The organism is Streptomyces canus, assembly GCF_001514145.1.
GTDB lineage: Bacteria > Actinomycetota > Actinomycetes > Streptomycetales > Streptomycetaceae > Streptomyces > Streptomyces canus.
In genome coordinates this window covers 98,823-122,059 of the sequence record NZ_KQ948674.1, presented here as the reverse complement: position 1 = coordinate 122,059, position 23,237 = coordinate 98,823, and the positions used below count along the sequence as shown (strand labels likewise).

Below are 23,237 nucleotides of genomic sequence, written 5' to 3'. Positions count from 1 at the left end.
GACCAACGGCGCGACCGTCCCGCTGTACGGCTGCCGGGCACGCATGGACAGTCGCACGACCGGACGGTCAGATGGAGGGCTCGGGCTGGTGGGGGTAGCCGAAGTCACCGTCGCTGAACATGTAGACGCCGTCGTGGTCGTTGACGTCAGAGGGGACCTCGCACAGAGTTCCGATCTCGGCGATTGGCCACGTCCACACACCATTCCACCGAGGATGCCGATTGGTGAGGGGCACCCCGCAACGGGCACATCGGTTCACTGGCACACCGTTGCGTTGAAGTCTGGCGGTCAGCGCGTCCCTCGTGAGTTCGGGGATCTTCTCGTCGAATCCCAGGAACGAGGCGAAGGACAAGGCCATGTTCCAGGTGGCCGGATCGCGTGTCTGCTCCCAGACGGCCACCTCCCGAGCGGCGTACGTCGTGCGAAGGCCGAACCTGGGGAACCTCAGGGGGGTGTCAACTGCTGCTTCCGAGAAGGCATGCAGATGTCTCGCTCGGTACCCAGGCCGGGCGGCGCGGATCTCCGCTTCAAGGACGGGCCGGCAGATGTCGTGCAGCTCGGTGAGGGTGGTGAGGATTCCACGCTCCGCTTCCGCCCTGTCCTCGGCCTGAATCCAACCGCAGCAGGCGGCTGAGGCAAGGAAACCGTCCATGAAGACGGCCTGCTCAACGACCGGGTCCCCGTCGGCGAGTACGCGGTGCCGCATCAGACCGCCCTCGATCCGCCCGTGCCACTCCACCTTCTCCCCCGAGCGTGCTGCTCGCACCGCATCGGCGGGCGTGGGGTAGTCCTGCGTGAAGCAGTGGAAGATGTCGCGATCTTCGTCTGCCTCGGCCTCGTCCCATTCGTCTTCGTCGACGACCCCGTCGGCCTCGGCCGCTGGCGTGACCTGAACCGGCACGCGCCGCTTACACCGCTTCCGGTCCTTCTTCCGCTTTTTTGGCATGACTCTTCCCTCCGATGAATAGCAACCCGATTCCCGCGCCGCGACGCGCGAACTTCTCCCACCGGCGGCCGGACTCTCTGGGCGCGCCCCGCCCCCGTTGCACGCGCCGGTCTTCAGCGTCCCTGGCGCGAACACAGGTGTCCGGCCGGGCACGCTTCACAGCCTCGGTAGTCCGCCAGGCCGCTGGCGGTCACGGTGGCGAATAGCCGTCGGGCTTGGTCCGGGCCGTCCACGGCCCCAAGCTCGGAGTACTCCTGGGGATCGGGCTCGCGCAACTCGGCCCTGCACAGCCGGATGTACATGAGCGCACCCAGCTCGTCGGCGCTGAGTTGGTCACTGGCCTGGGCGGGCATGCAGACACCTGGAACGTTCGCGCTCTCCGGCGAGTCCTGGAACACCCAGCGGTCGCCAGGTGTGCGCGGCCTGCCAGCCACCACGCGCAGTAGAGGGGTGCCCTCGTGTTCTTCGACCAGGAGGGCGCCGGCCGCGTGCAGGCGGTGCACAGAGACTCGAACGTCGTCTTGGGGGTCCGTTTGCGTGGGACCGAGCCGGCCAGCGAGTTCCTCAAGAGGCAACAGCATGCCCTCGTTGTCGCCGACAATGAGTCCGAGCTTGCCCGTGTCCATGGCTTCATCGAGCAGGAGTGCGGCCATCGGCAGCTCGTAACCGTACAACGGCCCGAGCCGGGCCATTCGCGCCATGAGGTCCCTGGCGTCCTCATCCAGCCGGTCATCAGCCACTGCGACGGAGGGATCCATGTCCCGCTCCACATGGACCCACTCTTCGTAGATTGCGCCCGGGGGCTGCAGCTCGCGCAGACGGGGGGCCGCGCCATGGTGGAGGGCGGCGCCACGGCGGGGCCGGCGGGGCTTGCCCGGCTTGTGTCGTCCCATGTCCCGGCAACGATCAGTCGGCGACGGCAGCTATCCGCCAATCAGGTTCACTCTGCCCGTCCAGGCGGCGGTAGGCCGCGAACGCATGGAAATCTCCTGCCAGGCCTGCGGCAAGGGAACCTTGCCTCCTGCCACGATGCCCCTATGCAGTTGCTGCCGATTCCCTGTCCGGCGGACCAGGTTCCGGACGCCACGGGGACCGAGAGGTTCAACGCCGCATATAAAGCTGCCAAGGACGCGGGCGTCACCTACGTCGGCATCGAGCGGCGCGGTCGGTCCTGGACCGTGAAGACCGACAGGGCCCCGGGGCACGTCGTCACGGTGGCCGCGGCCTGCATCATCCGCAAGGCCGTCGTCCGCCTGCTCCTTAACCGTGAGGTGCGCAACCACGCGTCGGCGGGCCCGGACTACGTGCAGCTGAACGGCGTCGCGAGTGAGCAACGAGCCCGCGAACTCGCGGCTGCGCTGCACTCCGCCCTCTACGGAGACCCGGAACCGCTCGCCCGTGCCGTACCCGGTATGTCCTCCTGACGGGCGGGACCACCCGTCCGTCATCCCGCGGATGTCTCCCCATCTGCCTCATCGAGCTGCCCCGGGACTGGTGCGCTGGCCTTCTCCGCGTTCCAGTCCATGCGAAACCGGGCAGACAGCTCTCGCCGGCCGATCACGCGAATCGCGACGGGGTCGATGTAGACGCTGTCCTCGTCTGCACGCTCGAGGAAACCTCGTGCGATGAGCCGCTCGACGGCTTCGCCGACCTCGCCGGCGGTGAGGAAGTAGATCGGCATGAGGATGAGCGCCAGCCCGAAGTTGTTCGTCTTCGGGCCGTCGGGCCGGAACACCTCCGCCTGTTTCAGGGCCAGCCACAGCAGGGCCGCGGCCTCGTACGGGTAGGCCGCCAGAGCCTCCAGGGCATCCTTGTGCCAGGACACCACCAGCGTGTCAGCGTCAGTCGAGTCCAGCTCCATGTACATGCGATCCGAGCGCGGCGGCAGGATCCGGTGGGGCGGCATGGGCTCCAGCGCACGCCGGGCGTCCCAGATCCGCCCGCGATGCAGCTGCGAGCGGCCGGCCCGATCGGGCGCGCACTTCTCCCCCGGCGCGGCGCGGCAGTCCGGACAACTCCGGGCGCGGGCCCGCTCACGGACGGCCGGCGGCACAGCTCGACTCACCACTACCTCCCGACAAGCCCCCAGGGGCGCACTCGGCCTGGCGGGCACGGTGGGACAACGCGCGCGATACGCCGAAGTCACCAGGGGTTCGGCTGACCGGGGACCACGCCGTCCGCACCATCTCGGTCACGACACGACCGGCCCGGACGACGCGCTCACAGCCCGTCGGACACGACCCCGACCGGCCGAACTGGGTTGGGCTGCTGTCCACTCGCCGGTGCAGTCCGTCCCTCAGCAGGGGGAAGAGCTTGGGCTGGAGGGGTGACGAGTGGCCGTGCAACGGGCGGGCTGGGGCCAGGGTGAGCGCTACAGAGCGAGTCCCCTGTCCGGCAGGAGCGCCCATGGCGTACGAGGTGGTTACGGCGAAGTTCCGCACGGAGCTCCATGCGCGGTGGTCGATCTTCTTCGATCACCTGCGGATTCCCTGGGCCTACGAGCCGGTCACCTTCAACGACACGCAGGGCACCCCTCGGACGCCGACGTTCTGGCTGCCTCAGCAGCGGATCTGGTTCAACGCCGAGCCGCAGGCCCCGGCATGGTGGGGCCGCTTCGCGATGGCGGCCGCGGGCAGCGACCACTGGGCCGCTGCTTACTGGGGCAAGAAGGCTGAGCACTGCCTGCCGGTGGAAGTGCCGGAGGAGTGGCATGGGCTGCCTCTGCTGGCCGAGGGCCTGCTGTTCCCGGACGACGAGTACGGGCCGTGGCAGATGTTCGAAGCCTCCGGCATGCGCAGCTATGACGACGAGCCCTACCAGTGGACGATGTGCCCCCAGTGCGGAGTCTTCGGCGCCACGTTCTGGGGATACGCCGAGCGTCTGCCGTGCGGCTGCCTGGACAACCGCGAACACCACAAGGTCGAAGGCAGCAGCGACAGCCGACTGCTGGCCGCCTACCGGGCCGCGCTCACCGAACAGTGGCACCCGGACTCGGCCATCGAGGCGACGCTGCTGCTGCCCACCGTGCGCGAAGCCCTCGTCGACCAGGCCGGCGCCGCCGCGGCACAGGAGTCCTGCACCCGCTCCTGCCAATCCCTTTGGGATCAACGGTGCCAGGAACTTCCCCCCGCCGCCTTCCGAGGGACCTCCGACCCGGACACCGATCGGCTGTGTGCGCATTGCCCGGGCTTCGTCTGCGGACAGTGCGGCGAGCACCCGGCGAGCGCGCTGAACATCCCGTGCCGGGTCTGCGAGCCGCTGACGCTGCTGACCGAGAACCGCGCCCGGCAGCGACTCAACTGGCGGGTGGACCAGCTCGCCACGGCCACGCGCCAGCATGGGCGTACCGTCAACGCCATCCTCAACAGGGCCATCGGCGTGACGACGAGGAAGAACATCTCGCTGGCCCAGCTCGGAGCCGCCCTCACCCACGCCGAGCAGTGGCTGGAGAACCCCGCGTCGATGCCCACAGCCCGAACCGCCATGCCCCGCACCGACCTTGAACAGCTGCACGGGGCCGAGCTGCGAAACCTTCTCAGCACCTACGTGGGCCCGCTCGCCCAGGCGCTACGCGAGCCCATCCCGCTCCTGCAGCACCACCTCAACGACTGGATGGATGCCCCCAGTCGGGCCGCTGCAACCGACGAGCAACTGCGCGATGCCATCGTGCAGGCCGCGGCCTGGCTGGCCGACCCGGCCTCCTACGCCGTGTACGCGTACCCCCCGAAAGTCGAACCCGGCGGCCTGCCCACACCGATCCACACCAAGGCGGCCCTCACGGATACGTCCTGCACCCTGTGCGCCGCCCCCGTCGCGGCCGGCGAGACCATCGGGCGGATGCCTCGCCCACGCCCACCGTTCGTCCCCATGTCCTGGCTGTGCGCCCACTGCCTGTTCGACCGGCGTGTCAAGCCCCGCCTCACGGACGTACTCCTTCGCGTCTTCCACCACGTGTTCAGCGGCAGCGCCACCATTTCGCTCAACACCGCTGAGGCCCGGGTGCTGTCCGACGCGTTGTCGCGACTGCCGTCCGGCCCAGCAGAGGAGCCTCTGCGGGAAGCGGCCGCCGCACTGGACACCAGGATCGACGCCGACACCCCCGTGATCTCAGTCAGCGCCCACCACGCCCATGACGCAGTCCACGGTCTACGGGCCGCGAACCTGAACCTGGAACCCTGGGATGCCTCCACCCTCGCCGCAGTCGCCGAGCACCTGGCCCAGTGGCAGCACAATCCGCACGAAATCAACGAGGCCCAGTTCGCCAGCCCCGTCTTGTGGCGCCACGCCATCCTCACGAGCACACCCACGCCGACCGCTCTGGCCGAGCGGGGCGGCCCCTTCTGGGTGTGACGGAGCGCCCGCCCCGAGCCGTGCCGCCGCATGGCGCGGCCACCGACGCACTTCTATAGACCCTGCTCGTGAGGAGAAGTCCTGTGGCCGTCCAACTTGCGGAGGGCATCATCCTTGAGGGATACAACGCCCTCAGGACGGGCGACGTCACCAGCCTGGAAAGCATGTTCACCAGCTACCTCCTCGACGAGTTCGATCGCGTCGGCGAGATGGCCTTCGGCAATCCGGTAGCCGGGTACCTCTCCACCGCACTCCTGCGATGCGAGGGCGAGGACGCCGGCTTCCTGTCGTTCGACACCGGCCGCCTCGCCGTGGAAGTGATCTACGTGAAGGACTGGTTCCGCGGCCGCGGGCTCGCCACCCTGGCCCTAGCCGACCTCAACCGGCACTGCCCGCAAACACTGGCGCTGAAAACACCCCTGTCGCCCGGCGGCGAGGCGCTCGCCGCCCGGCTGGAGCTAGACCTGGCGGATAACACACCGGCCGAGGCGGCTAGAAACGAGGAAGTCCTCCGAACCATCAAACAGAGAGTCGAAGCAGGATGCCCGCACAAGGCCAGGAAGACGGGTGACCCGCGGAGGCCCTGCAAGCGCTGCTACAGACAAGGGCTTCGCCGCTACGCGAACGTCGCCATCGGGATGCACGCGAAGGCCGCACGCATGCTGGGAGGCTGACACAACTGCACCGCAGAGGGTGTGCCGCGAGCAACGCTCCTGAGAACCAGATATTGAAGGTGTCATGCCAAGTGGCGGATAGTGCGAACGTCGCATGCCCGCATGAGGTAGTCCGCCCTGACCGAGATCGCCGCCTGGACGGTCCTCCCCCGGCGGCTCCCGTCACGAACGCGCCGAGGTGCTCTGGCCCGACCAGCGGACACTGGTCGGGCGAGGACGACGACACGGCCGGGCAACAACCGGACGGTGGCGCGCGGGGCAGTTCGAAGTCCCAGTTTGGACGTCGGCGCGCCGGCGCCAGAAAGTTGACGCTACGGCTTGCGCGCCACAGCGCCGAAGTCGTCGACCTCGGCAGTTGGCTCGCCGGACTGGACGGGACGCCACTGGGAGACGGAGACGACACCAGGGTCCAGCAGCTCCAGGCCCTCGAAGAACCGGGCGAGTTCCTCCGGGCTGCGGTTGATGCGGGGGTTGTCGCTCGCCGCGTTCCACTGCTCGATCATCTCGCGCATCTGCTGCGGGTTGAAGACCTCGGTGTCGTCGCACAGCACGAGGTAGCTGCCGGAGGGCAGAGCATTCAACAGTCGGCCGACGAGGTCATAGACGGTGTCGTCGGTGATGTGGGCCGTGATGCCCAGCAGTATCAGTGCGACCGGCTGCGTGAAGTCCAGTGTTCTGGCGGCCTGCTCCAGGATGGCCTCGGGGTCGCGCAGGTCGGCGTCAATGTAGTCCGTCGCCCCTTCGGGCGTGCTGGTGAGCAGCGCCGCGGCGTGGGCCAGGACGACGGGGTCGTGATCGACGTAGACGATCCTGGTCTCGGGGACGAGTCGCTGGGCGACTTCGTGGGTGTTGTTCGCGGTGGGAAGGCCGGTACCCACGTCCAGGAACTGCCGGATGCCGGCCTCGCCGACGAGGTACTCCACCGCCCGGACGAGGAACGCCCGCTGTGCCACGGCGATGTCGAGGATCTCGGGATTGGCACTTGCGATCTGGTCGCCGACCTCCTCGTCTATCTCGTAGTGGTCCTTGCCGCCGAGCCAGTAGTTCCAGATCCGGGCGGAATGCGGCACGCTGCTGTTGATGACCGGGCGTTCAAGTGGCATGGAGATTCCCCGAGTTGAGCGGACGTCGCTCCATAACCTAGTCGTGTGAACCACCGAGCGCCCGGTGGATTTGTACCGCGACTGTGCAGGTGCGGGTCGACGAGCGCTTCTACTCTGCGGCGGCGAGGGCGAGCGGGTCGAGCCCGGCGAAGCGGTAGTTGAGGAAGGCGATCAAGATGGAAAGGACCGCCGCCCGCCGGGCGAGCGGCGTCTGTTGGACGTGTTCCCAGGCACGGTCCGGCTCGCCGGACAAGCTCATCTGGATGATCTCTTGCGCCAACAGCATCATCGGATCGTCGGCGGCATTCCCTACGGAGACGACCAGACCGTCCGGCCGGGTGTCTCCGGCCAGCATCCGGCCGGCGATCTCGAAGGCGGCGCGCAGGTCGGCCTCGTCGCCACGCACGAGCTCCAGCAGCAATGCCGTGTTAGCCGCCCGACCGGTCACCGGGTCTGCAGCGGCCATTCGGCACAACACGGGAACGACGGAGCGCTGTGATGGAAGCACAGCGGCAGCGTCGGCGGCCGCGGCCAGCTCCCCCGCCTGCTGTTCGTTGAGGTCAGGCACGCCATGCAGCATAGGCCGGGGCGCCACCTGAACTGAGCGAAGTTCGTGGGGTCCACCTGATCGAGTGGTACGGCCCCAGGCACCCCGCCCGCGCATGAACGGCCACCACGCTGGGAGGATGAGGTCGGTCTTCTGCTGACCTACTCGGTAAAGACAGTTGTCAGGAAGGGCAGTAGGTCGGGCGCCGGGATCCAGGAGCCGTGGAAGAGGGTGCCGGATCCTGCACGTGCGAAGGCGCGCACCCGCTGAGGCGTCCCGCCTTTCTCGGCGATCATGCGGAAGCTGTGGCCGAGCTCGGCGGCGTTGGCCACAGCGTGCCCGCCGGCGTAGCTGCCCAGGTCGAATTCGAGTTGCTTGCCGTCGGGCCCGAGGGCGGGGAACAGGTACGGGAGCTGGATTTCGCCGCCGCAGTCGATGTCGATGCCGACCGTCGCGATCTGGACGCCGATGGGGCCACGGTTGGCTGCTCGGACCCCGAAGAAGTACGGCCCGGAGAAGGCCTCGGAGCTCACCTTGCCGGCGACCTCGATCGGCAGCAGCGCCACGCCGCCGTGGGCCATCGTGTAGCCGGCTTGAAGCTCGACGGTGATGTCGAGGGGCCCGGAGCCGAGGCCTGGGGGCGATTCCGGGATGTCCTTCGGGCTGGCGATGCCTCTGCCGTTGAGCAGGTTGACCAACTGCCAGTAGACGGACAGGAATCGGTCCCGGGCCGTGCACGCCTGGCGGTTGAGGTCGTTGCGTTCCACGGCGGTGCCTGGGTGGCTGATCTCCAGCACCTGCGGGCCTTCGTCGGAGATGTCCGTCATGCCGTTCAGTTCCAAGCACAGTGCCCTCAGTCCCGCCAGCATGGCCTCGTGGGCGGGCTGGAGTTCGGGGTCGACGTACGTGAACTGGTCGTCCTCCAGGGCGGGCAGGGCGTCACACACGGCGTTACTCACGTCCAGCGGGACCCGGAACATGGTCTCGGCCTTGCGTAGCCAGCTCTGCCAGAGGCCGTCCGGCGGAAGCAGTCGCAGCAGGCGGCCGGCTTTGTCGGCGTCGCCGGCCGCCGGAGGCGGGGCCTCGGCGGCGCCTCTCGCGGACGGGATGGCTCCCGGTGCCGGGGCGGAGCCGCCTGACGCGGCCCGGCGGCGTTCCTGGTCGGCGGCGTCCCGCATCGTCCGCCACGCGGGGACCCCTCGCTTGGGAGTGCGGGACTTCTGCAGGGCTCGGGCCTCGAGCAGCTCCACGAGCGTGGTGAAGGGCCGGCCGTCGGCGGGCACGCTGATGCCGTTGAACCACGGGCTGAGTTTGCTCTTGCTCAGGTTCACGGCGGGATTCTGCCGCTGGCCCCACGCCGCGATCGTGTCGTACGACGGGCTGCCGGCCTTCGCCTTGAGCTCCCTCAGTGCACGCGCCAGGTGCTCGGCCGCGGGCCGGTCGTCCATGTGTCCCCCGTTCACTTTGAACCTCCGCTGAACACCAATTCCACCAGGTGTGGCCTGCGTCGACGTCCCGTTCGGCGGGCCTGGGGGTCGCTGAACCCCGGGCCGAACGGGATCAGTGGTGTTCACGCCGGTCAGCGGGGCCGGGATTCGAGGAGGGGCTGGCGATGAGGAAGTTCACGGCGAAGTGGCGTGACCAGGCATGGCGGCGCGAGGCGCTGAGGACCGCCGGAGGGTGGGTGGTGTCGGTCGTGGTGAGGGAGCTCGTGCGGACTGCCCTGGGCCTGTGGCTGTCGCCATGACGGGGCGGCCGGGGCGTTGATGCCGGTGTCACCGGCGATGCGTCCCGGCCGCCGCCCGGGGCTGGTTGGGGCAGCCCGTACTGTGCGCGGGGCTTGTCACATATGGAGGGTCCGGCCGTCGAACCAGGCGTGCTTGGGGATGTCGGTACCAGGGAGAACGCCGGTGATGATGGGGGCGGGCGCTCCGGGTACGTCGGTCACTTTCACCCGGGGGTTGAGGGGCTTGGCGCACATCCGGGTGTCGTCGGTGGTCTGTGCGACCAGGCCGACCGGGAGGTTGATCACCAGCATGTCGGTGACGGTGTACCCCAGGTGTGTGTAGTACCTGTCGTGGTCGCCATCGTGGTTGAGGGTCATCAGGTCATATCCGGCGCGGGTGAAGCGCTGCTCGGCATGGGCGATGAGGGCTCGGCCGATGCCTCGGCCACGGTGGCCGGGGCGAACCGCCACTCCGTGGATCATGCCGATCTTCTCCACCATTGTCCCCGTCAGGACGATGTCGTGGGCGATGCCGGGATGCTCGAGGACCCAGCGCGGGACTCCGGCCAGCAGCGCGCCGACCGGTGCCCCGCGGCCGTCGCGGGCGAGCAGGCACAAGTTCAGGCCCGGATGGGACAGGGGTGGTTGGTGCGGGAGTGCCAGAAGCTGCCGGGCCTCCCCGAACGGGTCGGGATGGCCGGGATCTGCCATCGCGATCAGGTTCATGAAGGCGCGGGTGTCTGCTCGCCGGGCGTCGTGGAGAGTGAAGCGGGGGCGTCGGGACGGTGCAGTAGCCATCGCATAGTTCCTTCGTAAAAGGGGGGTGCCGCGCTCTGGGCTTCACTGCGGCCGCCGTGGATCCAGAAGCAGGTGCCGTGACGTGGGGTGACCTCGTGAAGCTCGAGCTGGCCGCTGCGTCGCCGAGCGGGCACACATGCGGCTCGTGAGATCCGCCAACCCCGAAGTGCATTGCTTACTTCTATTTACACATACGCCGAGCCAGAGATCTAGCCTTTCAAGAGATTTCTTAATTATTTTTGATGGCGTAATGTGTCACTGCCGGGTCCAACGGCACCCCGCGTTGCCATTCCTTTGCACCGCATGGACCGCACGGCGATGACTGGATGCATCGCGTGGCCGGTCCATCTCGACAGCTACGGAGCGTGCGGAACCAGCGTCTACGCCGTGTGGCCCGAGCAGCGCCCCGACGAACCGATGGTGGTGTGCTGTGCAGGTCTGTCCGTGCAGGCCGTACTCGTCGAGGAACCCTGTGGCCCGCAGGAGCCGTGGCGCCAGGTGTTCCCGGATCTGGACGACCCCGACATGGAGATCGCCGAACGCTCCGAGGACCTCCTCGCCTTCGTCCTGCTCGGCACGACGGGAGCGACCTGGGCGCCGCGTAAGCCGGGATTCGCCCCTCAGGCACCGATGCACGACTGCTTCGACGGGTTCTGGAGCGCAGGCCTCGACGACCTCACTGACACCGGGCGCGCGGCTGTCGACGCGCTCAGCAGCATCTACGGTCGCCCGCCGGTCCTGCTCACCCTCCACGACACGTGAGACCAGGCCATCTGCCGCGGCATGGCGGTCCGCTCCGCGGCTGTCGGCCGACGCACGGTGAAATCAGTTCTTTCCGTGAGGAGTTGCGTGACGGCATGGCGCGGCGAGCGGCGGCCCGGAACAATTGCGGGCATGCGACACGATCTCGCCGACCTGCTGGAGACCGCCGCCAGCCTGCTGGACAGCGCCGGCCCCCTGGAGCCGCTGCACGTCGCCGTCGGCGGCCGGGACGTCCGCATCACGTTCACGCCCGGCGTTCCGCTGGCTGATCAGCGTGCGAGTGTCGACCGTCTCGCCGCCGCCACCGGTGCCACACCGACGCACTCCAACCTGGGGGCTGCCGCGGCGACTTACACCTTCAGCGCGGAGCTTCCGGGCTCCCGGTTCCTTCTGGTCGGCACCCACCCCACCATCAGCCGGCCTCGGCCCTGCCGTACCACCTCCACGGAGGCGACTGCGGCGCTGCTGCGCGCGCTGGCGCCCTGGGGCCGGGCACTGTCCACCCGTTGCGTCGATGTCTGCGAACTCGTGGCGCAGGACGACGAGGAACGACTGACCGTCCAGCTCGTCGTGGAGAGCGACGGCGATCCCGGGGAGACGCTGCGCCTGGCCGCGGCGGGCACGACCGGTCTGTGGCGGTGCCGCGAGGGCGAGGCCGGGCTCGATGCCCGCGGCCGGCTGCCCTCCGGCGAGACCGTCATGGTCAGCGTCATGTAGCTGCCACCGCGCCGGCCTCGCCGCGGGCCGGGCGTCTCGGCACCGGGCCGGAGAGGGCGGGGCGGGCCCTTCTCCCCGGTTCGGCCGTTGTCACCACGGAGATCCCCTACACGAGAGGCACCTTCCATGGCCACAGATGCCCACACGGCGAAGGAACTCGCCTTCCACGCCCGGCACTACGTCACCGCGGTCGCCGAGCAGCTGCTGGCCGAGAGCATCCCCGTCCGTGCGGTGCATGCCTGCGGCCCCTACGCCGAGCCGGGCCAGTCCTTCGCCGACGTCGAGGGCGGCAGCACAGAGCGCCCGTACTACCGCCAGGAGGGCCGCGACTTCCCCGAGCTGCTCAAGCGCCTGGCTCCTCACGTGCCGCCCGCCGAGGCCCCCTCACATCTGCCCGGACCGCGCTTCACCCAGGCTCAGGCCGTTGCCTATCAACGCCGTGTGCTCGCTTCCCTCGCAGCTCAGGGTCCAGATCCGATCTTCGACCTGCCGGTGCGCGCCAGCGAACTCGAGGCACTCGCGCACTTGCTGGAGTACATCGAGGCCGTCTCCTCGCCGTTCGGGCCCGGGACACTCGCGGCACACTTCGCGCAGGACCTGCGGGACCGACGCGGCGGAGGTTACGAGTCCGTCTACCGGCACCACGCCGCCGTGGACTACGCGGTCGAACTCCAGGAACGGCTCGAACGCAATCCCCGCCCGCAGGGCGACGGGGAGAGCTCGTTGTGAACCAGATGGTCGTCCGACCTCGATGAGGGCGGCGCTTCGCCAGCTGGCGGACGCTTCCTCGTCTCGACGAGGGCAGGCGTCCATGAGGCGCTGACCTGCCTGGCATGGATTGAGTGAGAGGCGTGGACTCGGTCCGGTGGGGCGACCCCATGTCGGCGTAGGTGCGCACTCCGTCAGGGAAGAACGCAGATATGACCGCCATCTTGGTATCGGCCGTGGGCGTGCTGGGAACCGTCATGGGGGCCGCCCTCACCGCCTTCATCGCAGCTCGTACGGAACGGCGCAGAGAAAGATCACAGGAGCGGGTACAGCTGAATGACCTGCGGGTCGAGCATCAGCGATGGCGCCGTGAACGCCGACAGGCTGCCTATCTCTCATTCCTCGAAGCGCTGGGCAACGCTGACCGGGACAACCAGGCCTTCTTCCGTGAGTTGCGCGCCGGGCACGCTCCGGTCCCGCTCGACGAGACGCGGAGCGCCGCGATCAGGCTGAAGTTCAAGGATGCCGAGAGCGCGGGACTGGTGGTGGTGCTGGAGGGCCCCGAGGCCGTCGCGGAAGCAGCCCACAACCTCGTCGATCAGTTGTCCTCCCTCGTCCAAGACGTTCGGGAGTACGCGGAAGCAGTCGCGGCGGACGGCCACCCCAACGGGGGCGACAACGTGCACGAGGCCGGCATGAGATTCGTAGCCGAGCGGAAGGCGTTTCTGGGCTTGGCCAGGGATGCGCTTGATGAGGTGACCAAGCACATCCAGATCCTCCCCGAAACGCAGCTTCGAGATTGAGCGAGCTGACGCAGAAGCAAAGACGACGCGGTTCGGTGGGAACACGACTCGATTGCGCGAAACGCGGAGCAGTACGCGGCCCGGAGGAGGTCCTCCTCCGGGCCGCGTACTGCTCCGCGTTTCGACCGGGCCCCGTACTCACAGCGGCGTGCGGAGCCGGTGCGGCGGTGCAGCGCTTTCGCACCCCGACCAGCCACTGTCCGCAAGGATGCCCTCGGCGTCAGGTGCCGGTGTCGGCCAGGGGCCGGGTGATGCCGGGCACGATCACGTCGATGTCGTCGGCTTCTGTCAACGGCCCGTGAACGACGTACGGCTCGTCGAAGGCGAACGGGAGCACGGCCGTCTTGGCGTGCCACCAGAAGACCGAGTAGTACGCCGATCCCGGGGACCCGACGGTCGGGCACGTCGTGCTGTCCGGACCGGGGCCGTGATGCAGGCACTGGGTGAGGGCGAGCTCCGGGCGCGCGACGAGGCCGGCGGCAGCCGCGTCCCGTGGCGTCTGGACACGGCCACACGGAGTGCGAACGGCCCACCGCTGCCAGTCGTCCGTGCCGAAGATCCACCGTCCGTAGCGGGACCACACCCCAGTCGACAGCATCGAGGGGCAGCGCGGGATCGGTGAACGTCGGCCTCCGGAACGGACCACGCCGCGTGCGTCGGTGTAGGTGCCGCCGGTCTGCCGGTCTCGCATCCTGCGGGCCGCTCGCTGTACGGCACGATTGCGCTCGGGCATCGTTCCTTCGCTTCCTGACTCCCATGCCGCCATCAGTGAGGGAACACACGGCGGGTCAACTTCGCGCTGGGTCTGAGACCTTCGCCGAGCTGGGCTCGGCAGTCCTTGCGGTCCTGAGCGCCGGATGGCATGGGCATCCACGGCACGGACCAGGCGGGCGCACCACCTTGGCGCGACTTTACCGCGCCGGGGCCTCGCTGCGCCGCAGTCGGCATGCGGCCGTTCCGTACACCACCATGATTCAAATATTGCTTACTTCTATATTTCAATGTATCTTGATGATCTGACGGCGCTCGCTCGGCCGTCCCGCAGAACGGTGCCGCCGGCTCTTCTGCTCCGGGGCTCGGACGGACGATCGCCCCCGGAGCGCGAGGCAAGCACCACCCGTGCGACCCCTGTATCGGCCGGAGCTCACCGCGCCGGATCCGCCCCGAAACGAAGGAACTTCGCTGTGCCTCATGCCGTCTCGCACGCCGTAACCGCCGCCCGGCTCGCCGCTTTGCTCCCCGCGCGCCGGGGCCAGGCATGGCAGGTCGCGCCCGCGCCGTACAGCGTCCGACCCAACGCCGCGACGTCCCGCATCACCAGCGGGGATCGAGCCCTGGTCATCGCCGAGTCGGGGGGCGTGATCGAGGTGTTCGCCGACCGGCAGGACCTGTTCGCCGTCACCCCTGAGATCGTCGTCGACGCGTCTGGGCCCGACCCCGCTGCGGTGCTTGCCGCGCGCGTCCTGGGCTCCGTCTTGCCCCGTCTGGAGCGAGAGGCCGCCAACGTGACCGTGCACGCCCACGGCTGGCATCAGGTCATCATCGACAAGGCGGCAGAGCTGAACGAGGTGGGGTTCGCCCTCATCGACCACGGTGCGCGCCCCGCCCCCGTGCCGCGAGGCGACGGCGTCGGCATCGTGTGGATGGACCACACCGGTGCCCGGTGGGGTTTGTGGGTCCTCACCCCCACCGGGAACTTCACCCTCTCCTATGCCGGTCCCGTGGGCGGCCTGTATGACGCGCTGCCCGTCCTGCTGCCCCCGGCCGAGGGTCACCAGTCCGACGGTGCCGGGAGCGTCTTCACCCGTCACCTGAGCAACCGGTTCCCTCAGCTCCGCCCGCTCGACGACCGGAGGGTCGAGTTCGGCGGCTTCGGGGACGCGAAGGGGTGCATTGCGCTTTCGGCCGGGGACGAGCCGGCCGACTGCCCGGACGACAACCGCCGCGTCGCCGCCGAGTTCGGCCGCCTCGGCGCGGACCTGCTGCTCACTGCCGTCCCGCACCTGATCTGACCCGCCGCCCGGACGCGCCCCGGCCGCTTGCCGGGGCGCGTCCGCTCCGAAAGGCCGCACACCAGGCTTCGCCCGCCGCCGCGCCCGCACCCGTCGCTTCCCGACCCGCACGAAGCTGCCGCTCGCTGTCGCGAGGCCGCGTACCCCGCGACCCGCTGGCGCCCAGCTTGTCCTGCCTCGAATTCAGTCCCGCCGGACGGTCCGATACGTCCGATACACGGAAAGGCGGTGCGTGATGCGCCAGCCCGAACCACCCGATGTCATCGAGGAGTTGCGGACGCTCCTCTCCTTCGCCGTGCCGCTGCGGTCCGCGGATCTCGCGTACAAGCTCAAAAGCTGGGGCTACTCGCGGGCACAGGCGATCGCCTGGCTGACGAGCGAGGCCAAGAGGGCCGGCGTTTCCCTCGGCGGGCGCGGCGACGCCCTTCAGTTCAGCGATCGCACCCCGCGGACCGGGCGGGCCCGGGACACGGTGGTGCGAACCGCGGACGACTTCGTCAGCGGGATCGCCGCCGCAGGCCTGCTCGCCCAACTCGAGGGCCGCGGCGGCGTCACCGTCTTCGGGGACTACTACGGCGCGCCGAGCGTGCCGAGCGGGACCGAGCCCCCGGAGCCCGCCGAGCAGTCCACGCCGCCGAACGACGGAAACCACGAGAAGTGAATTGCTTACTTCTTTTCAATCGGGTAACTTGGTGATTACCGATCAGGTGCACCCCTCTCGCCTGGCGCACGCCGGTGCGCCCACATCGCAGGAGTTCACTCATGACGCACATGCAGACCGCCCAGCCGCAGCAGGACGCGCCCTCGGACAGCGCAGGCGCCGACCAGGACACCGGCTCGGGCACCCACGGCGCCCGTCACGCCGGTGTACCCGCCCCGGACGGCGCGGGCTCCCTCTTCGGCTCTCCGGGCCGGCGTTCCGCGCGCAGCCGCGGGCGCGGGCTGCACGGGCAAGTCGTCCAGCAGCTGGGCCAGATGATCGTCTGCGGCGACATCGGCGCGGACCGCCCGCTCGTTCCGGAGGACATCGGGGAAGCGTTCGAGGTCTCCCGCACGGTCGTCCGCGAGTCGCTGCGGGTCCTGGAGGCCAAGGGCCTGGTCAGCGCCCGCCCTAATGTCGGCACCCGCGTCCGTCCGGTCAGTGACTGGAGCCTGTTCGATCCTGACGTCGTCGAGTGGCGGGCCAGCAGTCCTCAGCGCGAGGAGCAGCGTCGCGAGCTGGCCGAACTGCGCTGGATGATCGAGCCCCTCGCCGCCCGACTGGCCGCAGAGCACGGGCAGGAGGAATTCCACCAGCGGCTCAGCAACGTTGCCGTGACGATGGCCCAGGCCATGGCCCAGGGCGACGCGGAGGGCTTCTCGCGGGCGGATGCGGAGTTCCACGCGCTGCTCCTCGACGCCGCGGGCAACCAGATGCTCACGCACCTCGCCGAGATCGTCTCCGGCGCGCTCCGGGCCTCCGGCCCGCCCCTCACCGGCTGCGACTGCTTCGGCAACGCGTCCGTGGTGCACCACGTCCGGATCGTCGAGGCGGTTGCCGCGGGGCACGGCGCCGAGGCCGGGACGGCGATGCGCCAGCTGCTCACCGTCCACCCCGAGGCAGAGGCCGCCGTGCCCGCCCCGCGCGAGCCCTGACCTCCGCCCCGGCTCGCGCGCGGCGCAGCCGTCCCGGCGCCGCTTGCCGCCCGAAGGAGACCTGATGGAAGCCGAGTTCACCGCGGGTGGCCGCATCGAGGTCGTGCGCTGCGCCGATGAGCACGATCCCCTCCCGGCGGGTGCCACGGGCACCGTCACCCGCTGGGACCCTCACCCCCTCGTGCGGCAGCTCAGCGTCGACTGGGACGCGCCGCACGCCCACCGCCGCCTCATGCTCGTCATCGCCGACGACGCCGACGCGATCCGACTGATCTGAACGCCCAGCCGGCCGTACCCCTCCCCTGGTCGGCCGGGCCCTTCACGAACGAGAGAACAGGAATAGCCCCCATGCCCTGTGACGCTTCCCCCGCCGCGCAGACCGTCGAGCTTCCCGAGGGGTGGACCCTCACGCTCACGCCCGCGCTGAACCTGACCAGCCTGACCCTCCGCGACGCCGACGAGTGCCCGCGCGAACACGGGTTCCACCCCGGCCCGCTGCCCTCCGCGCTCGCCGACCGGCAGCCCGTACACCGGCTGACGGACATCGGCGACCGAGAGCTGCGGGCCAGCGCCGAGCAGCTCGTCGTCCGCCACCTTGAGCGTGTGGCCACGGCTCAGGCGAACGCGGACGCCTTCGGCGCGCAGTTCCCCGACCTGGTGCCACTCTTGGCCGGCCTGGCGGGCGAGGTGCCCGGCTGCCGGGACAGGATGGATATCGATCCCGACCGGCTCACGGTGCGGCTCTCTCTCACCACCGACGCCGCGGGGTCGGGCGCCCTGTTGGAACTGGTGAACTCCTGGCTCGGCCCGCACGGACTGAAGAACACCACCGACGGCCTCAGCATGGAGTTCGATGGTCCCAGCCGGGGCCTGGCGGTCACCCTGGACCAGGTCCACGCGACCGGATTCCTCTCGTGGCTGCGAGAGCGTGGTGCGTGATCGGCCCTTCCGAACTCGCCGTCCTGCTCTGCCTCCCGGCGGCAGAGGTCACGCGGCCAGAAGGGGGCGGTCAATGTGCCGGTGCTCCGTCTCACAGCCGACGCCGGCAGCCCGGAGGTAGGCGGCGATTTCCTCCGCTACGGCAACCGACTGGTACTTGCCGCCCTCACAGACCACGTGGACGTCGACCCGGGACCGTTGCCCGCCGGCCCACCTGCCGAGGCTGTCCGCCCGCAGCAACAGCAGGACTTGCTCGGCTCCCTGACGAACGAGGCGCCGTGCGCGGGGCGTTGCCATGACGTACCGGCGGACCTCACGGTCCAGCCCGGTGGCATGAAGCACGCTCTCGCGCACCTCCGGGTCCTCAACGGGGTTGGGCAGAGGGCGGGCGTCGACCAGCATGGCGGAGCCGGTGGGCGCGTCACGATGTCCGTCGCCGTAGGAGATGACGACGCACTGGATGTGCCCGTCGTCGTACAGCCCGCTGAGGTCGTCGGGGATCGTGTCCATGGCATCAGGATCGACGAGGATCGGCCCCCGCGGTAGCCGTTCCGGAATGTTTCCTTTCTCCTCTTTGCATCGGCGCCATCGGCGTTCCCGGCGCGGCCCTCATCTGTCCCGTCCTCCACACCGTGAACCGCCCGTGAGGGCGACGCCGCGGGCGTACGATTGCCCGTGCGGTGGTCAACGCGCCGCATCCCCGCGCGGTACGCGCAGTGGCACGCCCACAGCCTCGGTGGGCCAAACGCCCGGCACGGCTGCCGGGGTGAGGATCGCAACGCAACGTGCGTCCCTCTGCCACGGGCAAAGGGACGGAGCACTGTTGTCGTCATCCCACCCTGGCACGGAGAGCCTCATGGACACCTTCAGCAAACCCCTCGCCGACGGCCGTACCGCACACGTCACCCCGCTGATCACCCTGTTCGGGGCCGTCAGCTACGAGGCTGTCGACGACGACGGCCAACGGATCGCCTCCGGCTGGCTGTACGACGCGTCCGAGCGCGGCGTCGCAATCGGGGACAGGCCGTCCGGGTGCACGCATCTGATTCCCGCGTTTCCGGCGGCGCTGTGGTTCACGCCGGAGGAGGTGTCGCGGCTGAGTGCCCTGGGCGACGCGGCCAAAGCGGCCTTCGACCGCTCCCCCGAAGGGCAACAGCTTGAGGCATGGCGCCGCGGCCAGGCCGAACGGGAGATGGCGGAGGCCGCCCGTACGACCGTCCTGCACTCACCGGAGGGGAAGGTGCTGGTCGCCGAGCGCGCCCGCCTCGCGGCTGCGGCGGAGGCCGTGCTCGACGGTGACGCGGACCAGCGGACCAGCGGGCGAGCGCCCACGACGACGAGGGCGGAGACCCAGGGGCCTACTACCGCGATCAACAGCCCAGGAACGAGGCCGCGTACGCGGAGGCCGTCGACGCGCTCGCCGCGTTCGATACCGAGCACCCGCAGATCGTCGCGGCGCTGACCGAGCAGACCGCCGCCGACGTACGCCGCCGGCTGGACGTCGACTGATCTTCGACCGTGCCGCGCGCGCAACGCCTGGCCACCGGCATCATGCAGTTGTCTCATCTGCCGCGAGGCGGCGGACGGTGTCATCCGGGAGCGGTGCCTTGCGGGTGTGCGTCTACGGCCTCCCGGTGGATCCGAGACGGCTGAGGACGGCGGCTATGGGACCCGGGCTGCCCGGCGCGACCCGCACGAGCAGATGAGCGAGGGTGTAGCCGGTCTCGGTGAGGTCCTTGTCCACGGGGGCCTGCATCCAGGCGTACACGGCGTTCTTGAGCGTGCGCGCGGTCGCCTCAGTCGGGGCAAGCAGCCGGTTGCGTCCTGCGGCGGCGCTGGTGTGCAGGCGGGCGGCACTGGCCCAGTCCCGGGCGCGGACCGCGAAGTGGCCCTGGAGCTCGCGGGCGAGCACGGTGTGCGGGTGCTGATCGCCGAGGTCGTTGTGGACGTGGACGGCGAGCCGCTCGGCGGCGACCTGGGCCGCCGACCAGTCGCCGGCCCGCTCGGCCGCCCGGGCGGTCTCGAGCATGGCACTGTGCTGGGGCATGCCGTCATCCCACCGCGGGTCCGGCGGCTCGAGGACGGCGGCGGGCGGATGCGCCTCCACGGCCGCGGTCGTGCCATCCGCGGACAGCAGGTACGTCTCCACCGATCCCGAGGGCCGACCGATGCTGACCCGGACCGGCCGCTGCAGATTCGTCGCCTGCTCGCGCGGAAAGAGCCACGCCTCGCTGAGCAGCTCCTGCTCGCCGTCCTGGCCGGACAGCAGCGTGCCGCGGCTGTGCACGGTGCCGTCCGGCAGGACCAACGCGGTCGTCAGCGGGTCGAGCGGGATGGCTGTCGTCGAGCCGGGCACGGTCATCGGAGACTCCTCACAGATGAGTGGCAGATGTGCACTAACAGCCACTAGGGGTGTGGAATATGCCAACGGTGTGACATCCCGCGAGGGCCTTTTTGTTCCGGAAGGCCGCGAGCTGGCGGGACGTCCGCCGTCGTGTTGCCCGCCGACCGCCGTGCCAGCGCCTCTATCTGCCCTGGTGAACACCCGGTTGAGGGCGGACGCGAGGCCGTGTCCGGTCCTGTTGACCGGACACGACGGCCAGGTCACCGCCAGAGCGTTGAAGGGCCACCAGAAACTGAGAGATGTGGAGGACGCCGCGAGGGATACCCGAACCACGCGCGGTGCTGGTGGACTGGCACCCGGAGACATTCTCGACGGCGACGCTGACTGGACGACCCCGCACCGATGAAGGCGTCGCCCTCGCCGTGGAGTGCTGGCCTGCGTGCACCGCGAGGTGCGCCGGCGTCACTGATGGCGAATCCTGCTGCGCCCAAGGCTGTGATCTTGAGAGGGTGAGCCGGTACGAGTAGGACCGGAGGGGACGGAGCCACCACCCTTGATCATTCTGGACACCAACATGCTCTGGGGCGTGACGCTGGACAACAGCACCGCCGACCTCCTCCGGGCGCTCGCGGCGGCCGATATCCGCGTCGCTGTCCCGTCGGTGGTCCTGGAGGAGCTGGCTTCACAGCGGACTCTGGACTACGTCGCGGCGCACGCTTCGGCGACGTCGGCGATCGCCCAGCTGGAGCGGCACGTTCCGTGGGGAGGGGTGCCCAGCCTCGGCCGGGCCGACACGGAGCGGCACCGGGAGCACTGGCGGGACGTGTACCGGCAGATGGTCGAAGTGATCGAGCCGAGCGCGGAGGCACTACGGACCGCGCTCTTCCGTGAGTCCAATGTCCTCGCGCCGTGCAAGCGGCTCGGGAAGGGCGATAAGACCGGTTCCCGTGACGCTGCGATATGGCTGACGGCCGTCGAGTACGCACGCGACCACGAGGACGAGACGGTCTACTTCGTCAGCGCGAACACGAAGGACTTCGGCACCGGCACTGAGTACCCGGAGCCGATGAAGAGGGACCTCGCAGGCATTGAGGACCGTTTCGTTCACCTCACCTCCCTCGACAGCGTCGTGGAGATCTTCGCGAAGCCCGCCGAGCTGGACGAGGGCTTCCTTCCTGCGCTCCTGGCAGGCGAGGAGTGGATCGAGCGGGTTGCTGAGGCTCTGTCGGACCACCTGCCGGCGAACGACCCCAACGACGACACGGGATGGCTGAACCGTCGGCTCGCCTACACCCCGCTCGACGACGGCGAGGGTGCGGGGGAAGCCCGCTCCGCGCTGGGGTGGTTCGATCCGCCCACCATCACCTTCGACGGCGTCTCGGACATGACTGCCCACCGCATCGGCGGACAGGACTGGTACACAGCCACGGTCCGGTGGTTCGCCTCCGGCTTGATGATGCTGACCGGACCGTGGCTGGCCCCCGCGGCGAACGCCCTGGTAACCCGCGTACTCGTGACCCAGGATGGCAACGGCGCACGGATGTCAGTCCTGCACAGCCAGCCTCCCCGGGCCCTCACCGGCGAGGAGGTCAGCCGGGTTCCCAACACGTGGACCAACTGGCGGCAGGAGCTGGAGGTGCGATTCCCGCCCAACCCGCTGCCGAGGCACGTCTCGCCCAAGGCGTCGCTCCTTCCTCAGGCCCTCTCGACAGCCGACGTCTTGTCCACTCTGCTCACGATGACCATTTCCAGCTGGGTGAGTCGGAAGAAGGCGAAGTAGGCGCCTGCTGGCCCTCCTCGGGTGGGGCGGAACCCCTGGTCGCCGCAGCCCGAGGAGCGTAGCCGGGCTCAAGGCCTACTTAGCGGCGGCGGCCGCGGCGGTTGAGCCGGGTCAGGTCGGCGCCGCGGACGATGAAGGCCCAGAAGTCCAGGGTTTCGTTCAGCAGGTCGGAACGATGGTCGTGGTCCATCCCCTCGATCGCGGCGAGGAGCGGTTCGGCGTCGCCGGTCTGCCCGGCCTGCCGTACGCGGGGGAAGAAGGAGCGGGCGGCCGGTGAGGCCGTCTCCCCGATGTCGTCGAACTGGCTGTAGACGGTGCGTGCCAGCTCGGCGAGCAGGATCGGGTCGTCGTCGAGGACGTCGTCGAACAGGCGGCTTTGGCAGTCACCGCACCGGTCGGCGACGGCTCCGACCAGTGCCGCCGCCGCGGCCATGTCCGGGGCGTGGACGAGGCGGTAGCTGACGAGGTCGACGGGCGCCAGTGCGAAGGAGTGCTCGTGGGGGCCGTTGCCGGCCGGCCGGGGCGGGGGTGCGGGGAGGGTGAAGTTGAACTCCCAGATGCGTGGGGGGTCTCCGTCTGCGCGCGGCGGCTCGGAGGGAAGGCCCAGGTCGATGATGACCCGGGAGGGGTCCGCCTGCTCGGGCGAGGCCGCGGCGGCATCGAGCGTGGGCGCCAGGTCGGCCCAGTGGTCGATGGCGTCCGCCAGGAGGTCGGCCCGCTCGCGGCGGGGCATGGCCCCGATGATGCCGAGGATGAGCACGCCGCTGCCGGTGCTGAGCACGGGGTAGATGGTGCGCGTGCCGCTGCGGACGCCGGGCGGCGGGATCGGGGGCAGGTTGGCGGCGAGAGCGGCGAGGACCAGGAGATCGCCTTTGAGGATCCGCGTGGTCAGCCGCTTCTGGCAGGGCTCGCAGGCTGCGAGGCGGGCGGCGAGGAGCGCCGCGGCCTTGCTCATGTCGGCATCGTGGTCGGTCTCGAAGGCGGCCCCGGCCACCGTGGAGAACCGTGGTCCGGGGTGATCGTGGAGCGTATTGGCGTTCGCCGACGTGTACGCGCTCCCGGCGCGATCCTGGCGGCTGCGGGCGGTGTTCTTCCGCGCGTGGTCCTTGGTCATGGCCGCGTCTCTCACATCTCTCGCGCTCGGCCCCATGATCCGGATGCGCGTGAAGGTCGAAGCGCAACGGAGAACAGCGTGCAGTCCAGCAACCGCGGTGGGCGGTGTTGCCTCGCGCACTGATGCAGCTCGGCCGGCCCCCTGATGGTGCGGGACCGGGCACCTTTGCCGTGGTGCGTCCCGTTCATGGGCCGGGGCGCGGCTTCGGCCGGTGCGCAACCGGCCGTTGGCGTATTGCCCCAGCTTAGCGACGCGTCCTCAGCAGTGTGTGGGAGTCGC

At 69.6% G+C, this 23,237-nt stretch carries 26 protein-coding genes and 1 pseudogene; 15 read left to right on the top strand and 12 right to left on the bottom strand.

Annotated elements, in window-relative coordinates; genetic code table 11:
- Positions 1-67 precede the first annotated feature (67 nt).
- The gene (locus tag AQJ46_RS42215) at positions 68-1,099 is read right to left on the bottom strand and encodes a hypothetical protein (protein WP_159064139.1); all 1,032 of its coding nucleotides are present in this window, start codon (positions 1,097-1,099) and stop codon (positions 68-70) included.
- Positions 1,060-1,704 (bottom strand): hypothetical protein, encoded by a 645-nt coding sequence (locus AQJ46_RS42210; protein ID WP_059210649.1) that lies wholly within the window; start codon positions 1,702-1,704, stop codon positions 1,060-1,062. The genes AQJ46_RS42215 and AQJ46_RS42210 overlap by 40 nt, the downstream gene beginning before the upstream one ends.
- Before the next feature lie 279 nt (positions 1,705-1,983).
- On the opposite strand from AQJ46_RS42210, the gene AQJ46_RS42205 reads away from it, so the two are divergent.
- Positions 1,984-2,370: a hypothetical protein gene (locus AQJ46_RS42205; protein ID WP_059210648.1), complete on the top strand. Its 387-nt coding sequence runs from the start codon at positions 1,984-1,986 to the stop codon at positions 2,368-2,370.
- 20 nt (positions 2,371-2,390) lie between these two features.
- Here AQJ46_RS42205 and AQJ46_RS42200 read toward each other — a convergent pair whose 3' ends face one another.
- Positions 2,391-2,813, bottom strand: a complete 423-nt coding sequence (locus AQJ46_RS42200) for a hypothetical protein (protein ID WP_208617076.1) — start codon at positions 2,811-2,813, stop codon at positions 2,391-2,393.
- Positions 2,814-2,873: 60 nt separating this feature from the next.
- Positions 2,874-2,999: pseudogene (locus tag AQJ46_RS59505) on the bottom strand (zinc finger domain-containing protein); the annotation flags it as partial.
- Between the two features lie 353 nt (positions 3,000-3,352).
- On the opposite strand from AQJ46_RS59505, the gene AQJ46_RS42195 reads away from it, so the two are divergent.
- Both AQJ46_RS42195 and AQJ46_RS42190 read left to right on the top strand, forming a co-directional pair.
- Positions 3,353-5,296: a hypothetical protein gene (locus tag AQJ46_RS42195; RefSeq protein ID WP_059210646.1), complete on the top strand. Its 1,944-nt coding sequence runs from the start codon at positions 3,353-3,355 to the stop codon at positions 5,294-5,296.
- 83 nt (positions 5,297-5,379) lie between these two features.
- Positions 5,380-5,970, top strand: a complete 591-nt coding sequence (locus AQJ46_RS42190) for a hypothetical protein (protein WP_059210645.1) — start codon at positions 5,380-5,382, stop codon at positions 5,968-5,970.
- Positions 5,971-6,281: 311 nt separating this feature from the next.
- Here AQJ46_RS42190 and AQJ46_RS42185 read toward each other — a convergent pair whose 3' ends face one another.
- The 3 genes from AQJ46_RS42185 to AQJ46_RS42175 all read right to left on the bottom strand — a co-directional run bounded on the left by AQJ46_RS42185 (position 6,282) and on the right by AQJ46_RS42175 (position 9,068).
- Complete coding sequence (locus AQJ46_RS42185) at positions 6,282-7,073, bottom strand: SAM-dependent methyltransferase (RefSeq protein ID WP_059210644.1); 792 nt, start codon at positions 7,071-7,073, stop codon at positions 6,282-6,284.
- A gap of 109 nt (positions 7,074-7,182) precedes the next feature.
- Positions 7,183-7,641 (bottom strand): hypothetical protein, encoded by a 459-nt coding sequence (locus tag AQJ46_RS42180; RefSeq protein ID WP_159064137.1) that lies wholly within the window; start codon positions 7,639-7,641, stop codon positions 7,183-7,185.
- A gap of 140 nt (positions 7,642-7,781) precedes the next feature.
- Entirely contained in the window at positions 7,782-9,068 is a 1,287-nt protein-coding gene (locus tag AQJ46_RS42175; protein WP_059210642.1) for a hypothetical protein, read from the bottom strand.
- A 164-nt stretch (positions 9,069-9,232) separates the two neighbouring features.
- Between AQJ46_RS42175 and AQJ46_RS58575 the strand changes: the two genes are divergently transcribed.
- A complete protein-coding gene (locus AQJ46_RS58575) occupies positions 9,233-9,367 on the top strand; it encodes a hypothetical protein (RefSeq protein WP_263972899.1) in 135 nt (44 codons plus the stop codon).
- 96 nt (positions 9,368-9,463) lie between these two features.
- Here the strand turns inward: AQJ46_RS58575 and AQJ46_RS42170 are convergent, their stop codons facing one another.
- Complete coding sequence (locus AQJ46_RS42170; RefSeq protein ID WP_079072666.1) at positions 9,464-10,144, bottom strand: GNAT family N-acetyltransferase; 681 nt, start codon at positions 10,142-10,144, stop codon at positions 9,464-9,466.
- Positions 10,145-10,462: 318 nt separating this feature from the next.
- On the opposite strand from AQJ46_RS42170, the gene AQJ46_RS42165 reads away from it, so the two are divergent.
- The 4 genes from AQJ46_RS42165 (at position 10,463) to AQJ46_RS42150 (ending at position 13,134) form a co-directional block, all read left to right on the top strand.
- Positions 10,463-10,906 carry a hypothetical protein gene (locus tag AQJ46_RS42165; RefSeq protein WP_059210640.1) on the top strand — a complete coding sequence of 148 codons (444 nt, stop codon included), beginning with the start codon at positions 10,463-10,465 and terminating at the stop codon, positions 10,904-10,906.
- A gap of 132 nt (positions 10,907-11,038) precedes the next feature.
- Positions 11,039-11,623 (top strand): hypothetical protein, encoded by a 585-nt coding sequence (locus tag AQJ46_RS42160; protein WP_059210639.1) that lies wholly within the window; start codon positions 11,039-11,041, stop codon positions 11,621-11,623.
- A gap of 126 nt (positions 11,624-11,749) precedes the next feature.
- Complete coding sequence (locus AQJ46_RS42155) at positions 11,750-12,352, top strand: hypothetical protein (protein WP_059210638.1); 603 nt, start codon at positions 11,750-11,752, stop codon at positions 12,350-12,352.
- A gap of 191 nt (positions 12,353-12,543) precedes the next feature.
- Positions 12,544-13,134 carry a hypothetical protein gene (locus tag AQJ46_RS42150; protein ID WP_059210637.1) on the top strand — a complete coding sequence of 197 codons (591 nt, stop codon included), beginning with the start codon at positions 12,544-12,546 and terminating at the stop codon, positions 13,132-13,134.
- A 220-nt stretch (positions 13,135-13,354) separates the two neighbouring features.
- On the opposite strand, the gene AQJ46_RS42145 is transcribed toward AQJ46_RS42150, so the two are convergent.
- On the bottom strand, positions 13,355-13,867 hold the full coding sequence (locus AQJ46_RS42145) for a hypothetical protein (RefSeq protein WP_159064136.1): 513 nt from the start codon (positions 13,865-13,867) through the stop codon (positions 13,355-13,357).
- Positions 13,868-14,318: 451 nt separating this feature from the next.
- On the opposite strand from AQJ46_RS42145, the gene AQJ46_RS42140 reads away from it, so the two are divergent.
- From AQJ46_RS42140 to AQJ46_RS55685, 5 genes are all read left to right on the top strand, one after another.
- Complete coding sequence (locus AQJ46_RS42140; protein WP_059210635.1) at positions 14,319-15,146, top strand: hypothetical protein; 828 nt, start codon at positions 14,319-14,321, stop codon at positions 15,144-15,146.
- Positions 15,147-15,381: 235 nt separating this feature from the next.
- On the top strand, positions 15,382-15,807 hold the full coding sequence (locus AQJ46_RS42135) for a hypothetical protein (protein WP_059210634.1): 426 nt from the start codon (positions 15,382-15,384) through the stop codon (positions 15,805-15,807).
- Positions 15,808-15,908: 101 nt separating this feature from the next.
- Complete coding sequence (locus AQJ46_RS42130; protein ID WP_159064135.1) at positions 15,909-16,781, top strand: FadR/GntR family transcriptional regulator; 873 nt, start codon at positions 15,909-15,911, stop codon at positions 16,779-16,781.
- Between the two features lie 64 nt (positions 16,782-16,845).
- Positions 16,846-17,058 (top strand): DUF4314 domain-containing protein, encoded by a 213-nt coding sequence (locus AQJ46_RS42125; protein WP_059210633.1) that lies wholly within the window; start codon positions 16,846-16,848, stop codon positions 17,056-17,058.
- 71 nt (positions 17,059-17,129) lie between these two features.
- Positions 17,130-17,720, top strand: coding sequence for a hypothetical protein (locus AQJ46_RS55685; RefSeq protein WP_059210632.1), 591 nt, complete (start codon positions 17,130-17,132; stop codon positions 17,718-17,720).
- A 48-nt stretch (positions 17,721-17,768) separates the two neighbouring features.
- Here the strand turns inward: AQJ46_RS55685 and AQJ46_RS53080 are convergent, their stop codons facing one another.
- Complete coding sequence (locus AQJ46_RS53080) at positions 17,769-18,230, bottom strand: RapZ C-terminal domain-containing protein (RefSeq protein WP_059210631.1); 462 nt, start codon at positions 18,228-18,230, stop codon at positions 17,769-17,771.
- 346 nt (positions 18,231-18,576) lie between these two features.
- On the opposite strand from AQJ46_RS53080, the gene AQJ46_RS42110 reads away from it, so the two are divergent.
- Positions 18,577-19,182: a hypothetical protein gene (locus AQJ46_RS42110; RefSeq protein ID WP_059210630.1), complete on the top strand. Its 606-nt coding sequence runs from the start codon at positions 18,577-18,579 to the stop codon at positions 19,180-19,182.
- A gap of 159 nt (positions 19,183-19,341) precedes the next feature.
- On the opposite strand, the gene AQJ46_RS42105 is transcribed toward AQJ46_RS42110, so the two are convergent.
- Positions 19,342-20,082: a hypothetical protein gene (locus AQJ46_RS42105; protein ID WP_059210629.1), complete on the bottom strand. Its 741-nt coding sequence runs from the start codon at positions 20,080-20,082 to the stop codon at positions 19,342-19,344.
- Positions 20,083-20,617: 535 nt separating this feature from the next.
- Between AQJ46_RS42105 and AQJ46_RS42100 the strand changes: the two genes are divergently transcribed.
- Positions 20,618-21,844: a PIN domain-containing protein gene (locus AQJ46_RS42100; protein WP_059210628.1), complete on the top strand. Its 1,227-nt coding sequence runs from the start codon at positions 20,618-20,620 to the stop codon at positions 21,842-21,844.
- A 79-nt stretch (positions 21,845-21,923) separates the two neighbouring features.
- Here the strand turns inward: AQJ46_RS42100 and AQJ46_RS42095 are convergent, their stop codons facing one another.
- The gene (locus tag AQJ46_RS42095; protein ID WP_059210627.1) at positions 21,924-22,958 is read right to left on the bottom strand and encodes a hypothetical protein; all 1,035 of its coding nucleotides are present in this window, start codon (positions 22,956-22,958) and stop codon (positions 21,924-21,926) included.
- Between the last annotated feature and the right edge of the window lie 279 nt (positions 22,959-23,237).

Bases quoted from the DNA above. Each gene is read 5' to 3' on its own strand.
- AQJ46_RS42210 (WP_059210649.1), bottom strand. From the start codon at position 1,704: ATGGATCCCTCCGTCGCAGTGGCTGATGACCGGCTGGATGAGGACGCC.
- AQJ46_RS42205 (WP_059210648.1), top strand. From the start codon at position 1,984: ATGCAGTTGCTGCCGATTCCCTGTCCGGCGGACCAGGTTCCGGACGCC.
- AQJ46_RS42200 (WP_208617076.1), bottom strand. From the start codon at position 2,813: ATGTACATGGAGCTGGACTCGACTGACGCTGACACGCTGGTGGTGTCC.
- AQJ46_RS42195 (WP_059210646.1), top strand. From the start codon at position 3,353: ATGGCGTACGAGGTGGTTACGGCGAAGTTCCGCACGGAGCTCCATGCG.
- AQJ46_RS42185 (WP_059210644.1), bottom strand. From the start codon at position 7,073: ATGCCACTTGAACGCCCGGTCATCAACAGCAGCGTGCCGCATTCCGCC.
- AQJ46_RS42175 (WP_059210642.1), bottom strand. From the start codon at position 9,068: ATGGACGACCGGCCCGCGGCCGAGCACCTGGCGCGTGCACTGAGGGAG.
- AQJ46_RS58575 (WP_263972899.1), top strand. From the start codon at position 9,233: ATGAGGAAGTTCACGGCGAAGTGGCGTGACCAGGCATGGCGGCGCGAG.
- AQJ46_RS42170 (WP_079072666.1), bottom strand. From the start codon at position 10,144: ATGGCTACTGCACCGTCCCGACGCCCCCGCTTCACTCTCCACGACGCC.
- AQJ46_RS42165 (WP_059210640.1), top strand. From the start codon at position 10,463: ATGACTGGATGCATCGCGTGGCCGGTCCATCTCGACAGCTACGGAGCG.
- AQJ46_RS42160 (WP_059210639.1), top strand. From the start codon at position 11,039: ATGCGACACGATCTCGCCGACCTGCTGGAGACCGCCGCCAGCCTGCTG.
- AQJ46_RS42155 (WP_059210638.1), top strand. From the start codon at position 11,750: ATGGCCACAGATGCCCACACGGCGAAGGAACTCGCCTTCCACGCCCGG.
- AQJ46_RS42150 (WP_059210637.1), top strand. From the start codon at position 12,544: ATGACCGCCATCTTGGTATCGGCCGTGGGCGTGCTGGGAACCGTCATG.
- AQJ46_RS42145 (WP_159064136.1), bottom strand. From the start codon at position 13,867: ATGCCCGAGCGCAATCGTGCCGTACAGCGAGCGGCCCGCAGGATGCGA.
- AQJ46_RS42135 (WP_059210634.1), top strand. From the start codon at position 15,382: ATGCGCCAGCCCGAACCACCCGATGTCATCGAGGAGTTGCGGACGCTC.
- AQJ46_RS42130 (WP_159064135.1), top strand. From the start codon at position 15,909: ATGACGCACATGCAGACCGCCCAGCCGCAGCAGGACGCGCCCTCGGAC.
- AQJ46_RS42125 (WP_059210633.1), top strand. From the start codon at position 16,846: ATGGAAGCCGAGTTCACCGCGGGTGGCCGCATCGAGGTCGTGCGCTGC.
- AQJ46_RS55685 (WP_059210632.1), top strand. From the start codon at position 17,130: ATGCCCTGTGACGCTTCCCCCGCCGCGCAGACCGTCGAGCTTCCCGAG.
- AQJ46_RS53080 (WP_059210631.1), bottom strand. From the start codon at position 18,230: ATGGACACGATCCCCGACGACCTCAGCGGGCTGTACGACGACGGGCAC.
- AQJ46_RS42110 (WP_059210630.1), top strand. From the start codon at position 18,577: ATGGACACCTTCAGCAAACCCCTCGCCGACGGCCGTACCGCACACGTC.
- AQJ46_RS42105 (WP_059210629.1), bottom strand. From the start codon at position 20,082: ATGACCGTGCCCGGCTCGACGACAGCCATCCCGCTCGACCCGCTGACG.
- AQJ46_RS42095 (WP_059210627.1), bottom strand. From the start codon at position 22,958: ATGACCAAGGACCACGCGCGGAAGAACACCGCCCGCAGCCGCCAGGAT.